Source organism: Pseudaminobacter soli (ex Li et al. 2025) (assembly GCF_003012705.1).
Classification (GTDB): Bacteria; Pseudomonadota; Alphaproteobacteria; order Rhizobiales; family Rhizobiaceae; genus Pseudaminobacter; species Pseudaminobacter soli.
This window is the reverse complement of record NZ_PXYL01000008.1, coordinates 238301-250963: the sequence shown is the minus strand read 5'-3', so window position 1 is coordinate 250963 and position 12663 is coordinate 238301. Positions and strand designations below refer to the sequence as shown.

The 12663-nt window shown below is 63.6% G+C and carries 16 protein-coding genes and 1 tRNA gene; 12 read left to right on the top strand and 5 right to left on the bottom strand.

The window, feature by feature from the left end:
- The first annotated feature begins 256 nt into the window (after positions 1-256).
- On the top strand, positions 257-562 hold the full coding sequence (locus tag C7I85_RS17830) for a UBP-type zinc finger domain-containing protein (protein WP_106725345.1): 306 nt from the start codon (positions 257-259) through the stop codon (positions 560-562).
- Between the two features lie 85 nt (positions 563-647).
- Positions 648-1784 carry a cupin domain-containing protein gene (locus C7I85_RS17825; protein WP_106725344.1) on the top strand — a complete coding sequence of 379 codons (1137 nt, stop codon included), beginning with the start codon at positions 648-650 and terminating at the stop codon, positions 1782-1784.
- A gap of 52 nt (positions 1785-1836) precedes the next feature.
- Here the strand turns inward: C7I85_RS17825 and C7I85_RS17820 are convergent.
- A tRNA-Leu gene (locus tag C7I85_RS17820) sits at positions 1837-1921 on the bottom strand.
- A gap of 136 nt (positions 1922-2057) precedes the next feature.
- On the opposite strand from C7I85_RS17820, the gene C7I85_RS17815 reads away from it, so the two are divergent.
- Positions 2058-2645, top strand: coding sequence for a YqaA family protein (locus C7I85_RS17815; RefSeq protein WP_106725343.1), 588 nt, complete (start codon positions 2058-2060; stop codon positions 2643-2645).
- Positions 2646-2686: 41 nt separating this feature from the next.
- Entirely contained in the window at positions 2687-3199 is a 513-nt protein-coding gene (locus C7I85_RS17810; protein ID WP_106725342.1) for a disulfide bond formation protein B, read from the top strand.
- A 110-nt stretch (positions 3200-3309) separates the two neighbouring features.
- Here C7I85_RS17810 and C7I85_RS17805 read toward each other — a convergent pair whose 3' ends face one another.
- Complete coding sequence (locus C7I85_RS17805; RefSeq protein WP_106725341.1) at positions 3310-3867, bottom strand: HNH endonuclease; 558 nt, start codon at positions 3865-3867, stop codon at positions 3310-3312.
- A gap of 111 nt (positions 3868-3978) precedes the next feature.
- Complete coding sequence (locus C7I85_RS17800) at positions 3979-4638, bottom strand: DNA-3-methyladenine glycosylase family protein (protein ID WP_106725340.1); 660 nt, start codon at positions 4636-4638, stop codon at positions 3979-3981.
- 73 nt (positions 4639-4711) lie between these two features.
- On the opposite strand from C7I85_RS17800, the gene gluQRS reads away from it, so the two are divergent.
- Entirely contained in the window at positions 4712-5596 is an 885-nt protein-coding gene (gluQRS, locus tag C7I85_RS17795; RefSeq protein WP_106725339.1) for a tRNA glutamyl-Q(34) synthetase GluQRS, read from the top strand.
- Between the two features lie 8 nt (positions 5597-5604).
- Here gluQRS and C7I85_RS17790 read toward each other — a convergent pair whose 3' ends face one another.
- Positions 5605-5892, bottom strand: coding sequence for a hypothetical protein (locus C7I85_RS17790; RefSeq protein ID WP_106725338.1), 288 nt, complete (start codon positions 5890-5892; stop codon positions 5605-5607).
- A 167-nt stretch (positions 5893-6059) separates the two neighbouring features.
- On the opposite strand from C7I85_RS17790, the gene C7I85_RS17785 reads away from it, so the two are divergent.
- Entirely contained in the window at positions 6060-6950 is an 891-nt protein-coding gene (locus C7I85_RS17785) for a DMT family transporter (RefSeq protein ID WP_106725337.1), read from the top strand.
- On the opposite strand, the gene C7I85_RS17780 is transcribed toward C7I85_RS17785, so the two are convergent.
- Positions 6917-7771 carry a YihY/virulence factor BrkB family protein gene (locus C7I85_RS17780; RefSeq protein ID WP_106725368.1) on the bottom strand — a complete coding sequence of 285 codons (855 nt, stop codon included), beginning with the start codon at positions 7769-7771 and terminating at the stop codon, positions 6917-6919. The genes C7I85_RS17785 and C7I85_RS17780 overlap by 34 nt on opposite strands.
- Positions 7772-7991: 220 nt before the next feature.
- Here C7I85_RS17780 and C7I85_RS17775 point away from each other — a divergent pair, with 220 nt between their 5' ends.
- The 6 genes from C7I85_RS17775 (at position 7992) to C7I85_RS17750 (ending at position 12629) form a co-directional block, all read left to right on the top strand.
- A complete protein-coding gene (locus C7I85_RS17775) occupies positions 7992-8183 on the top strand; it encodes a twin transmembrane helix small protein (RefSeq protein ID WP_106725336.1) in 192 nt (63 codons plus the stop codon).
- A 31-nt stretch (positions 8184-8214) separates the two neighbouring features.
- Positions 8215-8796, top strand: a complete 582-nt coding sequence (locus C7I85_RS17770; RefSeq protein ID WP_106725335.1) for a cob(I)yrinic acid a,c-diamide adenosyltransferase — start codon at positions 8215-8217, stop codon at positions 8794-8796.
- A gap of 29 nt (positions 8797-8825) precedes the next feature.
- The gene (locus tag C7I85_RS17765) at positions 8826-9596 is read left to right on the top strand and encodes a rhomboid family intramembrane serine protease (protein WP_106725334.1); all 771 of its coding nucleotides are present in this window, start codon (positions 8826-8828) and stop codon (positions 9594-9596) included.
- Between the two features lie 205 nt (positions 9597-9801).
- Positions 9802-10551, top strand: coding sequence for an electron transfer flavoprotein subunit beta/FixA family protein (locus C7I85_RS17760; protein WP_106725333.1), 750 nt, complete (start codon positions 9802-9804; stop codon positions 10549-10551).
- Positions 10552-10703: 152 nt separating this feature from the next.
- On the top strand, positions 10704-11633 hold the full coding sequence (locus C7I85_RS17755; RefSeq protein WP_106725332.1) for an electron transfer flavoprotein subunit alpha/FixB family protein: 930 nt from the start codon (positions 10704-10706) through the stop codon (positions 11631-11633).
- A 114-nt stretch (positions 11634-11747) separates the two neighbouring features.
- Positions 11748-12629, top strand: a complete 882-nt coding sequence (locus C7I85_RS17750) for a 3-hydroxybutyryl-CoA dehydrogenase (RefSeq protein ID WP_106725331.1) — start codon at positions 11748-11750, stop codon at positions 12627-12629.
- Positions 12630-12663 lie beyond the last annotated feature (34 nt).

The following is a 12663-nucleotide window of genomic DNA, read 5'->3' as shown; positions in this document are numbered from 1 at the left end:
TTGCCGGCTTCCTCGCCGCCATCGCCGAGACCGCCCCGCCCGACTGGCAGCTCGACGCCCACCAAGCCCTCGCCGCCATCACGCTCGCCGACCTCGCCACCCGCCTCGCCGGACACACCCCGCACGAAGCCACCAACGACGGCGAGCTCGAGCTGTTCTAGGCCCGCCGCGCGATCCCCTGGCGCCGGCGCGCGCTATCGCACAACGATGCATACTGTCGTATGATCCCTCCAGCCGAGCTGCTGGAGGAGCCGTCATGCCGCAATCCTGTAGTCATTCGCGCCTGATCCGGACGGTCGAGCCTAAAACGCTCGGCTGTGAGGAGTGCCTTGCCATCGGCCAGATGTGGGTGCATCTGCGCCTGTGCAGGGAATGCGGTCATGTCGGCTGCTGCGACGACTCGCCCGGCAGGCATGCCACGGCGCATTTTCACGCAACCGGTCATCCGATCATCGAAGGCTACGACCCGCCTGAAGGCTGGGGCTGGTGCTATATCGACGAGATCATGATCGACCTGCCGAACCAGACCCCACAGAACGGCCCCATACCGCGCTATTATTGATTGTCTGCGGCGCTCCGGGTTTGGCGTGTCGTGCCGAACGGCGCGGGTGACCTATATGGTCATCGCGTTAGCCTCGGAGGCCGTCATGACCGACAAAACGCCCATCCAACCCATTTACGACAATCGCGGCGCCACCGACGTTGGCCCCCGCAACGTTCAAATGGATCTGCAGAATCCGGACGTACTGATCCCGCCGGAGACCGACAACGGCTCGCTGCCCAATATGAAGTTTCCCTTCGCCATGGCGCATAACCGCCTGGAAGATGGCGGATGGGCTAGGGAAGTGACGGTGAGGGAGTTTCCCATCGCCAAGTCGATGGCAGGCGTCAACATGCGGCTCGGGCCCGGCGTGGTGCGCGAGCTCCATTGGCACAAGGAAGCCGAGTGGGCCTATATCCTGCAGGGCAATGTGCGGCTTACTGTGGTCGATACCGCCGACAGCATCACGGTAGACGATCTTAAGCCGGGCGATATGTGGCTGGTGCCGGCCGGGATTCCTCATTCGATCCAGGGCCTGGACGAAGGCACCGAGTTTCTTCTGGTCTTCGACGACGGCAATTTCTCGGAGAACGAGACGCTGCTGATCACCGAATATCTGGCGCATACGCCGCCAAGCGTGCTCGCCAAGAATTTCGGCATAGCCGTCGAGCACTTCGCCAACATCCCCAAATCCGAGAAGTACATATTCCGGCAACCGGTGCCCCAGCCGCTCGACGTCGTGCGCAAGCAACTGCCCGACAGCCCTCCTGCGATCCCCTACACCTTCCATGCCTCAGATGTGGAGCCGGCGCGCTACCCGGGCGGTTCGGTCAAGACCGTCGATGCGCGGACCTTTCCGATGACGACATTGTCGGCGCTGATCATTGAGATCGAGCCCGGCGGTATGCGCGAGATGCATTGGCATCCGGACGCCGACGAGTGGCAGTACTATCTCCAGGGCGAGGCGCGCATGACTGTCTTCGATGCCACCTCCAAGGCGCGAACCTTCGACTATCGGGCGGGCGATGTGGGCTTCGTGCCGCGCACGCTCGGCCACTATATCGAGAATATCGGTACCGACCCGGTCCACGTCATCAACGTGTTCAACAGCCGCTTCTGCACCGATATCTCGCTCAATCAGTGGATGGCGCTGACCCCGCCGGATCTCATACGCGGGCACCTCAACCTTGACGACACGGCGATGAAGGCATTGCGCCGCACCCGACAACCGGTCGTCGGTTGATCGCAGGCGGCCAGCGACGTCGCCGTCGCCACATATCAATTTTTGGGAAAAGTGGTGCGGGTGGTCGGGGTCGAACCGACACTCCTTTCGGAACCGGATTTTGAGTCCGGCGCGTCTACCAATTCCACCACACCCGCACGGCGCAGATGGCTGCGGACTATACGGTCCGCCCCATCGTCGTCAACTGCCCCCCTGTCGATTTCGTGAAGCTTCCGCCATTGTGAAGCCACGGAAATCTTTCTAGACAGGGTCAGCCCACCAACGGAACCTCCGATGCTTCGCAGACTCTACGACTGGACCCTGTCGCTGGCCGCACGCAAGTCCGCCGAATGGTGGCTCGCCTTCATCGCTTTCGTGGAAAGCTCGGTCTTCCTGATTCCGGCCGACGTGCTCTTTGTGCCGATGGCACTGTCACGTCCCGAGCGCTCCTACCGCTACGCCGTGATCGCCACGGTCGCCTCGGTTTTGGGCGGCATCGCCGGCTGGTACATTGGTTATTACGCCTACGAAACCATCGCCAAGCCGGTGCTGGAATTCTATGGCAAGTTCGACGAGTTCGAGGCGCTCAGAACCTCGTCCGGCATCGGCTTCATCCTGTTGATGCTGGTCACGTCCGGCGCGGCGCATTTGCCGCCGATCAAGGTCGTCACGATCCTTGCCGGGGTCATGCACGTCAATCTCGGCCTGTTCATCGTCTCGGCCATCGTCGCGCGCGGCGCCCGCTTCTTCCTGCTGGCCTGGCTGCTGCGCACCTATGGCGAGCCGATCCGCGGCTTCATCGAAGAGCGGCTCGGCCTGATCGCGGGTGCCGGCGCCGGCGCCCTCATCGTGCTGTACCTCGCGGTCAAATACGCTCTCTGACCGGACACAGGATCAACCCAGGCCACAACGGATAGAGACCCATGTCCAGCCTCACCCAGCCGACCAGCAGCGTCCAGACCATCACCGCGCTCATGCTCCTCATCGCCATGGCGGCGGTGGTCGGCGGCGCGCTCGGCTTCGAGCATGTCGGCGGCTACATCCCCTGCAAGCTGTGCCTCGAGCAGCGCACGCCCTACTATGTCGGCATGCCGCTGATGGCGGTGGCCGCCATTTCGTCCGGTCTGAACTGGCCGGCAGCGATAACGCGCGGCCTGCTTCTGATCGGTGGCCTTCTGATGCTCTACGGCCTCGGCATGGGCGTCTATCACTCCGGCGTCGAATGGGGCTGGTGGCCCGGCCCGACCGACTGCACCGCAGTCGCACCAGTCACGGGCGGCACCGGCGGCGTGCTCGATTCGCTCAACACGGTCATGCCCCCTTCCTGCGAGAAGGCGGCCCTTCGCATCCTCGGCCTGTCGCTTGCCGGGTGGAATGCCATCGCCAGCCTGATCCTGACGATCATCGCCTTCCGCGGCGCGGTCGGCAAAGCCTGAGACAGGTTACGTCGGCGCGAAGACTTCGCGTCGACATCGCTCCGGATTGCTGGATTGGAGAACGAGAAAGCTTGCCGTTCGTGTGATCACGTAGGCAGGCGACAAAAGCCTTACGGCTCCAGTTCGACATCCCAGTAGAGATAGTCGAGCCAGCTTTCATGCAGGTAGTTCGGCGGGAACAGCCGGCCATTATTGTGCAGGTCGTGCACGGTCGGCTGGTACGGCGTCTGCTTGGGCCACATCTTCGCCTGCGCCGGCATCATGCCGCCCTTCTTCAGGTTGCATGGCGAGCAGGCGGCAACGACATTTTCCCAGGTAGTGGCCCCGCCGCGGTGACGCGGGATCACATGGTCGAAGGTCAGGTCTTCCGGCGTGCCGCAATACTGGCATTGAAAGCGATCGCGCAGGAAAACGTTGAAGCGAGTGAAGGCCGGGTAGCGCGACGGCTTGACGTAGCTCTTCAGGCTGACGACGCTGGGCAGGCGCATCGAGAAGGATGGCGAGGAGACCGCGTGGTCGTATTCGGCGACGATGTTGACCCGGTCCAGGAACACCGCCTTGATGGCATCCTGCCAAGACCAGAGCGACAAGGGGTAGTAGCTGAGCGGGCGGTAATCCGCGTTCAGCACCAGTGCTGGGAGGCCATCCGGATTTACGGCGACCGTCACTGACTTACCTCCTTGTCCATCCGAACCTATCGGTGCGAATACTGTAAGCCCGACATGACAGGGATGTGAAGCGGTTTCACTGCCATGAATACCGCCCCGGTAGTGCCAATTTCAGGCTTTTTTAGGCATTTGGGAAGGTGGAGCGGCGTCCCGGCCCCGCGTTTCACGATAATATGACCAGAAAAGGCGGGCCGCGACCCCTCTCCAGGGCGCCCATGATTCGGCAAGCCGGATCAGCGCCTTTTCGCCCGGGCGCGGGTCGACGCCGAGCGCCTGGCCCACCGCCGTCTGCAACGCGACGTCGCGTGCGGGAAAAATGTCGGGATGACCGGCGGCGAAGAGAAGATAGACCTCGGCTGTCCAGGGACCGATACCCGGCACCGCCGTCATGTGGCCGATGGCATGGGTCGCATCGAGCTGGCACAGGTGATGGAGATCGAGCCCGTCCTGCACGGCCTGCGATACGGCAAGCAGCGTGCGGATCTTTGGCCGCGACAGGCCTGCTTCGCGAAACACCGTCTCGCCCGCGTCGAGCAGCGCCTGCGGCGTCAGAGGATCGACCAGCTTGATCAGCCGGCCGAAGATGGCGTCGGCGCTGGCGCGCGACACCTGCTGCGAGACGATGATCGAGGCCAGGCTGACGAAGCCCGGCTCGGAAAGGCGCAGCGGCACCTCACCTGCCAGCGCACGCACGTCGCTCAGGCGCGGGTCGATCACGCAGAGTTCGTCGAGCCCCTCGGAAATGTCGTCGAGCGATTTGATGCGGCGCATGCGTCTTGTCCTGGTTCAGCCGGCAAAGTAGCAATCGGTTCGTGATCCGTTCAACCCGATATAGGCATTGCAGATGAACGCTCCTGCCAAGCCGGTCTTCCGCTTTGCGCCGAGCCCCAATGGCGAGCTGCATCTGGGCCATGCCTATTCGGCACTGCTCAACGACCGCCTGGCCGAAGCGGTCGGCGGTCGCCTGCTTTTGCGCATCGAGGACATAGACGTCACCCGTTGCACGCCGGAATTCGAGGCCGCCATACTGCGGGATCTCGGCTGGTTGGGCATTCGCTGGGAGGAGCCGGTGCGGCGGCAGTCGGAGCATTTCGGCGAATATGAAACGCTGCTGCGAAGGCTGATCGACGCTGAGCTGGTCTATCCGGCCTTCATGAGCCGTGGCGAGATTCGCGCCCATATCGCCGAGGCCGAGACCAAGGGCCTGCGCTGGCCCCGCGACCCGGACGGCGCGCCGCTCTACCCGGGCGCCGACAAGGAGCTGTCGAAGGCAAAGCGTCGCCGCCGCATCGCCGATGGCGAGCCCTTTGCCTGGCGGCTCGACACCGAAGCAGCGCTCGCCCGGCTGCCCGCCCCGCTGTCATGGCGCGAGTTCACCGGCGAGACGCTTGCCGAGACACAGGAGGTCGAGGCACGGCCGCAGGATTGGGGTGACGTGGTCATTGCCCGGCGCGAGATCCCGACCAGCTATCACCTGTCGGTGGTGGCCGACGATGCGCTGCAGGACATCACCCATGTCGTGCGCGGCCGCGATCTCTACTTCGCCACCTCCATCCAGCGGCTCTTGCAGAACCTGCTGGGCCTGCCGGAGCCGAACTATTTCCACCATCGGCTGGTCCTGGGTCCGGACGGGCGCAAGCTGTCGAAAAGCCTTGGCGACAGTGGGCTTGCCGCCTTGCGCGAACAAGGGGTTTCGCCGGCGGAAATCAGGCAAATGATCGGCCTTTGAGAAAAGCGTCAGAGCCGCGAGAGGCCAGCCTTCACCAAGGCAAGCGTCGCGATCAAGATGAAGGCGCCGCCGAGTCCCGTCGCGGTTGCGAGCGTCAGGCTGCCGAAAGCGATGCCATAGGAGTTGACGGCCAGGATCGCGACGAAGAAGCCGGCAGTGAAGATGACCATGTTGCCGAACGGACCGAAGCCGTCGTCGCGCATGATGGCGTTCAGCGCGGAGCCGAAGAAAAAGGCGATGACCGCGACCACCGCCACTGCCATCATCAACCAGGCCGGATCGAGCTTCCACAGCATGCCTGCTCCTTCCGAAGCTTCGACAACGTGCGTCCCGTCACCCTCAATTCAACGATCGTGAATATATGGATCAATCGTTTCGCTTTGCTTGCCAAAATGATCGGCATTAGAGGGACCGGATATGCGGACCGAGTTTCCGGTCCTGTTGCCAATTAGGATCAAGCAGCATGTCAGGCCTCAAGAGGTTCATTCCCGCCGCCTTCGTGCTGCTGTGGTCCACCGGCTTCATCGGCGCGCGCTACGCCATGCCGTGGGCCGAGCCGTTTACCTTCCTGGCCGCGCGCTTCGTTCTCGCCTTCCTGGTCCTCAGTCTTCTCGCCGTTCTGATCGGCGCACGGTGGGCCGGCGGCCGCGCGGCGCTGCATGCGACGATTGCCGGCGCGCTCATGCACGGCGTCTATCTCGGCGGCGTCTTCTGGGCGATCCATCAGGGTCTGCCGGCCGGCATCGCGGCGCTGATCGCGGGCTTGCAGCCGCTGGTCACCGCGCTCGTTGCCGGGCGGGTGCTGGGCGAAGAGGTGCAGCCCCGCCATTGGGCGGGCCTTGCAGCAGGGTTCGCTGGCGTGGTCATCGTGCTGTCGCCGCAGTTGGGCAATGTCGGCGGCGGCGTCACCTGGCAAACGCTGGCGGCGGCGGTCGTCGCCATGGGTGGCATGACCGCCGGCACGATCTGGCAAAAACGCTTCGGCTCCGGCGGCGACCTCGTCACCGGCACGCTCTGCCAGTATCTCGGTGGCGGAGCGCTGATGCTGGTCGCCTCCTTCGCATTCGAGACGCGGACCGTGACGATCAACGGCGAGCTAATCTTCGCCATGGCCTGGCTGGTGCTGATTCTTTCGATCGGCGCCATCTTCCTGTTGATGGTGATGATCCGCGACGGCGAGATGTCGAAGGTGTCTTCGCTGTTCTACCTGGTGCCGGGCGTCACCGCGATCATGGCCTGGGCGCTGTTCGGCGAACATCTGTCGCCCGTCCAGGTCGCCGGCCTGCTGGTGGCTACTTTCGGCGTCGGCCTTGCCACGGCTCAGGTCCCGACACGGGCCCGCGCGTCGCGATAGCGGGAGATTGCGGCGTTGAGCTCGCCGCCGAGGATGAAAATCGCCGAGATGATGTACAGGAACACCAGCGCGATCATGATCGAGGCGAGACCGGCATAGGTCGTCACATAGGACGAGAAATGGTCGATATAGGTGGCGAAAGCCGTCGAGCCGACCAGCCAGCCGATCAAGGTGAAGACGATGCCCGGCAGGATGGTGACGAATTTTCGCTTGCCGTCCGGCAGCCAGATATGCACCGCAATCAGGCCGAGCACGATCACCGCCGAGGCGATGATGAAGCGCCACAGCGTGATGGTGCCCATATAGGGGCCGATCCAGGCGACCTTCGCTTCGAGTAACCGCGCAAGCAGCGGCGCAAAGACCAGGAACACGCTGATCACCATGAAGCCGATCGTCGCGATCAGCACGAACAGCAGGCTCTGCAGGCGGCGATAGATGATGCCGCGCGTTTCGGTGACGCGATAGGCGCGGTTGAGCGAAGCGCGCACCGCCTCGATGCCATTGGAGGCGAAGTAGCCGGCCAGGAGACCGCCATAGGTCAAAAGGTCGCCGCGCTGCACGGTAAGCACTTCCACCACCTGCCTCGCGATCGGTTCGGCGATCTGCTCGGGCCATGTGTCGAACACCAGATGGACGGCGGTGTCGGCAAACGCCTTGGCACCGAGAAAGCCCGCCAGCGTGGTGGCAAAGATGAGGAAGGGAAACAGCGCCAAGAGGGCCGACAACGCCAGATGACTGGCCATCGCCCAGCCATCGTCATTGTTGAAGTGGCCGAGCATATCAAATAGCACCCGCTTTATCGCGACGATATTCCTCACCAGGCTGGCATCCGCTTGTTTTCCTTGGTCCGACTCCGGCCGGAATATGGGAAGGGTTCGCCGCAAATGGCAACCCGTGAAGACAATGCCCATGCGTAACCAGTGGTTGCGCAATCGCGCCAGCGGCGCCTTCCCTGCGGTTTTGCGCCACGCCCTCCTATCGCCAAAGCGCGGTTCGGGTTAGAGCATTTCACGATCAGATCGCAACGAAGCTGGATACCTCATGTCGACCGTCTTCAACATCTTCGCCATCATCGTCATGTTCGCCGTGGTTGTCGTACTGCTGCGCGGCCTCGTGAACATGATGCGCGGCGGTTCCGGCAACACCTCCAACAAGCTGATGCAGATGCGCGTATTGCTGCAGTTCATTGCGCTGGTGCTGATCCTGCTTGCCCTTTATTTCCACGGCCGCTGATCCAATCTGCGACACGCAAGGGAGGAGGCGCATGGTCAAGCTCAACAAGATCTATACCCGCACCGGCGACGACGGCACCACCGGTCTCGGCACCGGCGACCGGCGCCTGAAGTCGGACATGCGCATCGAGGCCTTCGGCACGGTCGACGAAGCCAATGCCTGCATCGGCCTGGCGCGGCTGCATACCGAAAGCGCCTATCCCGAGATCGACGCCATGCTGGCGCGCATCCAGAACGACCTGTTCGACCTGGGCGCCGACCTCGCCACGCCGGACACCGGCAAGCCGCTCGGCTATGAGCCGTTGCGCATCATTCCCGAGCAGACCGTGCGCATCGAGGCCGAGATCGACGAGCTGAACGCAAATCTCCAGCCGCTGCGCTCCTTCGTGCTGCCCGGCGGCTCGCCGGCGGCGGCGGCGCTGCACCTCGCCCGCACCGTGGCACGGCGCGCCGAGCGCATGATGGTGGCGCTGGCGCAGGACCCGGCCGAGCACGTCAACCGCGACGGGATCAAGTACATCAACCGCGTCTCGGATTTCCTCTTCGTCGCCGCCCGTGTCGTCAATGACAATGGAAAGGCCGATGTGCTATGGGTCCCCGGCAAGAATAGGTAGCACCCGCTGGGAGGGCGGAACACGAACCGATGTTCATTCCGCTCTATGACTCCAACCACCTGCGGCACATCAAGCATCAATATGTGACGATCGGGCTGATCGCCGCCAACGTCATCATCTTCTTCCTGACCTCGTCGTCGGACGAATACACGATGCAGGCGCGGGCACTGGGCCTCGGCTACGTCCCCTCGGTGGCTTTCGACAGGGCCACCCTGCCGGCCGAGCTGGTGCTCATTCCAAGCCTGCTCACCTATGTGACCTACGCCTTCCTGCACAACGACATCTGGCATCTGGGCGGCAACATGCTGTTCCTGTGGGTGTTCGGCGACAATGTCGAGGACGCGCTCGGCTACTGGCGCTACCTGCTCTTCTACCTGCTCTGCGCGATCGCCGGCGCGCTGGCGCATGGCCTTCTCATGCCGGATTCGCAGCAGCCGCTGATCGGCGCTTCGGGTGCCATCGCCGGCATCGTCACCGCCTATCTCATCCTCTACCCGCGCGTGAAAGTGTGGATCCTGGCTTTCGGCCGCATCCCTTTGCACATCCCGGCTTACATGGCGCTCGGCCTCTGGATCCTGTTCCAGCTGTTCATGCTGTTGTTCGGCGAAACCGACCAGATTTCCTGGGCCTGCCATGCCGGCGGCATCGTTGCAGGCGCTCTGCTGGTCCTGGTCCTGCGCAGCCGCGACGTGCCGCTGTTCGAACAGGAGGAGCCGGCTGCGCAACCGGCCGAATCCGCCCCGGCGGAGCCCGCACCTGCGGCCGATGACGGCCCCTCGCCCTGGGGTCCGCGCAGGTAGGCCCTTTCAACCGATTTGGGAGCAAGCCGGATATTGACGTGGATTTCCGCGCTAACTACGGTCCGCGGGCGTGCGAAAGCCTGTCGCAACCGGCAACGCATCTGGATTTCCGTTTTGTCGTCCAATATGTCGTCATTCGGCAAATGGACGGGGCCCTTCTCTGCTAGAGAGCGCTCCAAAGTTTCATCAGAGAGGTGAGAAGCACATGAAAGTTCTCGTCCCGGTCAAGCGGGTTGTCGACTACAACGTGAAGATCCGCGTGAAGTCGGATGGTTCGGGCGTCGAGCTGGCCAACGTGAAGATGTCGATGAACCCGTTCGACGAGATCGCGGTGGAAGAGGCGATCCGCCTCAAGGAAGCCGGCAAGGCCGATGAGATCGTGGTCGTGTCGATTGGCCCCGCCCAGGCGCAGGAAACGCTGCGCACGGCGCTCGCCATGGGTGCCGACCGCGCCATCCTGGTCAAGACCGACGAGACGGTCGAGCCGCTCGGCGTCGCCAAGGTGCTGAAGGGCGTGGTCGAGGCTGAACAGCCCGGCCTAGTCATCCTCGGCAAGCAGGCCATCGACGACGACGCCAACCAGACCGGCCAGATGCTGGCTGCGCTGCTCGGCTGGGCCCAGGGCACCTTCGCCTCCAAGATCGAGATCGAAGGCGACGGCGCCAAGATCACGCGCGAAGTCGACGGCGGTCTGCAGACGATTTCGGTCAAGCTGCCGGCGATCGTCACCACCGACCTGCGCCTCAACCAGCCGCGCTATGCTTCGCTGCCGAACATCATGAAGGCCAAGAAGAAGCCGCTCGACGAAAAGACCCCGGCCGACTTCGGCGCCGACGTCACCCCGCGCCTCAAGGTCTTGAAGACCGAGGAGCCGGGCGGCCGCAAGGCGGGCGTCAAGGTCGGCTCGGTGGCCGAGCTGGTCGACAAGCTGCGTAACGAAGCCGGCGTGCTCTAAGGATTTGAGGTGAGGCCGGGCTGCAAATGGCGCCGTCCTCCGCTTCCGGTGCTCACGTACTGAAGTACGCTCCGCTCCGGTTCTCGGACGCCACCATTTTCGCTGTGGCCTGACCTCAAATCGGGCACCCTGATGAAATAAGGGATAAAAGAATGGCAATTCTCCTCATCGCCGAACACGACAACGCAAGCGTTTCCGACCAGACCGCCAAGGCGCTGTCGGCCGCGCTGAAGATCGGTTCCGACGTCGACGTGCTGGTCGCCGGCAAGGGCGCCAAGGGCGCTGCCGACGCCGCCGCCAAGCTGAAGGGCGTGCGCAAGGTGCTCTTGGTCGAAGCCGACGAGCTCGCCGAGCGTCTGGCCGAGCCGCTCGCGGCGACCGTCGTCGCGCTGGCCGGCAGCTACGACACCATCGTCGCTCCGGCTACCGCCTCGGGCAAGAACGTCGCGCCGCGCATCGCCGCGCTGCTCGACGTCTCGCAGATCTCCGAGATCATCGAAGTGGTGTCGTCCGACACCTTCAAGCGTCCGATCTATGCCGGCAACGCCATCCAGACGGTGCAGTCGGGCGAGGCCAAGAAGGTCATCACCGTGCGCACGGCCGGCTTCCAGGCCGCCGAGGCAACCGGTTCGGCACCGGTCGAGACGGCTTCCGCCGCCGCCAATCCGGGCCTGTCCTCGTTCATCGAGAACAAGCTGTCGGAGAGCGATCGTCCGGAGCTGACCTCGGCCCGCATCATCATCTCGGGCGGCCGCGCGCTCGGCTCGGCCGAGAAGTTCCAGGAAGTGATCCTGCCGGTGGCCGACAAGCTCGGCGCCGCGGTCGGCGCGTCGCGCGCCGCGGTCGATGCCGGCTACGCGCCGAACGACTGGCAGGTCGGCCAGACCGGCAAGGTGGTTGCCCCCGAGCTCTACATCGCCGTCGGCATCTCCGGTGCAATCCAGCATCTCGCCGGCATGAAGGACTCGAAGGTCATCGTCGCCATCAACAAGGACGAGGAAGCGCCGATCTTCCAGGTGGCCGATTACGGCCTCGTGGGCGACCTCTTCACCATCCTGCCGGAACTCGAAAAGGCGCTTTGACGCCAGTCCGACAAGCATATTAAAATACGATGGCCGGGGTAGACGAAACTACCCCGGCCATTTAGTTTGCACTGCACAAAAATGGCCGAAAAGGCCTGTGACGGGATCTGTGTAATGAGCAAAACTATCGAAACGATCGGTATTATCGGCGCAGGCCAGATGGGCGGCGGCATCGCCCATGTCTCGGCGCTCGCCGGTTACAAGGTGTTGATGTACGACATTTCCAGCGATCGGATCGAGAAGGGCATCGCCACCATCAGCGGCAACATGGCCCGCCAGGTGAGCGGCGGCAAGCTCGCCGAGGATGAGCGCCAGAAGGCGCTTTCGCGTATCCAGCCCGCTCACCAGATCGCCGACCTCGCTGCCGCCGACCTCGTCATCGAGGCAGCCACCGAGGACGAGACGGTCAAGCGCAAGATCTATGCGCAGCTCTGCCCGGTGCTGAACCCGACGGCCATCCTCGCCACCAACACCTCCTCGATCTCGATCACGCGGCTGGCCGCGCAGACCGACCGCCCCGAGCGCTTCATCGGCATCCACTTCATGAACCCCGTGCCGGTTATGAAGCTGGTGGAACTGGTGCGCGGCATCGCCACCGAGGACGGCACCTTCGAGGCGGCCAAGGAGTTCGTCCACCGTCTCGACAAGACCACCACCGTCTCGGAAGATTTCCCCGCCTTCATCGTCAACCGCATCCTGCTGCCGATGATCAACGAGGCGATCTACACACTCTATGAGGGCGTCGGCTCGGTGGAAGCCATCGACACCGCCATGCGGCTCGGCGCCAATCATCCGATGGGCCCGCTGCAACTGGCCGACTTCATCGGCCTCGACACCTGCCTGTCGATCATGCAGGTGCTGCATGACGGCCTGTCGGACTCCAAGTATCGCCCCTGCCCGCTGCTGGTAAAATATGTCGAGGCCGGCTGGCTCGGCCGCAAGACCGGCCGCGGCTTCTACGACTATCGCGGCGAGCACCCGGTTCCGACGCGCTAACTTTTTTCGGCTGCGGCTCGCCGGATAAGCAAGC

Bases quoted from the DNA above. Each gene is read 5' to 3' on its own strand.
- C7I85_RS17785 (WP_106725337.1), top strand. From the start codon at position 6,060: ATGTCAGGCCTCAAGAGGTTCATTCCCGCCGCCTTCGTGCTGCTGTGG.
- C7I85_RS17825 (WP_106725344.1), top strand. From the start codon at position 648: ATGACCGACAAAACGCCCATCCAACCCATTTACGACAATCGCGGCGCC.
- C7I85_RS17775 (WP_106725336.1), top strand. From the start codon at position 7,992: ATGTCGACCGTCTTCAACATCTTCGCCATCATCGTCATGTTCGCCGTG.
- C7I85_RS17815 (WP_106725343.1), top strand. From the start codon at position 2,058: ATGCTTCGCAGACTCTACGACTGGACCCTGTCGCTGGCCGCACGCAAG.
- C7I85_RS17750 (WP_106725331.1), top strand. From the start codon at position 11,748: ATGAGCAAAACTATCGAAACGATCGGTATTATCGGCGCAGGCCAGATG.
- C7I85_RS17790 (WP_106725338.1), bottom strand. From the start codon at position 5,892: ATGCTGTGGAAGCTCGATCCGGCCTGGTTGATGATGGCAGTGGCGGTG.
- C7I85_RS17830 (WP_106725345.1), top strand. From the start codon at position 257: ATGCCGCAATCCTGTAGTCATTCGCGCCTGATCCGGACGGTCGAGCCT.
- gluQRS (WP_106725339.1), top strand. From the start codon at position 4,712: ATGAACGCTCCTGCCAAGCCGGTCTTCCGCTTTGCGCCGAGCCCCAAT.
- C7I85_RS17755 (WP_106725332.1), top strand. From the start codon at position 10,704: ATGGCAATTCTCCTCATCGCCGAACACGACAACGCAAGCGTTTCCGAC.
- C7I85_RS17800 (WP_106725340.1), bottom strand. From the start codon at position 4,638: ATGCGCCGCATCAAATCGCTCGACGACATTTCCGAGGGGCTCGACGAA.
- C7I85_RS17765 (WP_106725334.1), top strand. From the start codon at position 8,826: ATGTTCATTCCGCTCTATGACTCCAACCACCTGCGGCACATCAAGCAT.
- C7I85_RS17770 (WP_106725335.1), top strand. From the start codon at position 8,215: ATGGTCAAGCTCAACAAGATCTATACCCGCACCGGCGACGACGGCACC.
- C7I85_RS17810 (WP_106725342.1), top strand. From the start codon at position 2,687: ATGTCCAGCCTCACCCAGCCGACCAGCAGCGTCCAGACCATCACCGCG.
- C7I85_RS17760 (WP_106725333.1), top strand. From the start codon at position 9,802: ATGAAAGTTCTCGTCCCGGTCAAGCGGGTTGTCGACTACAACGTGAAG.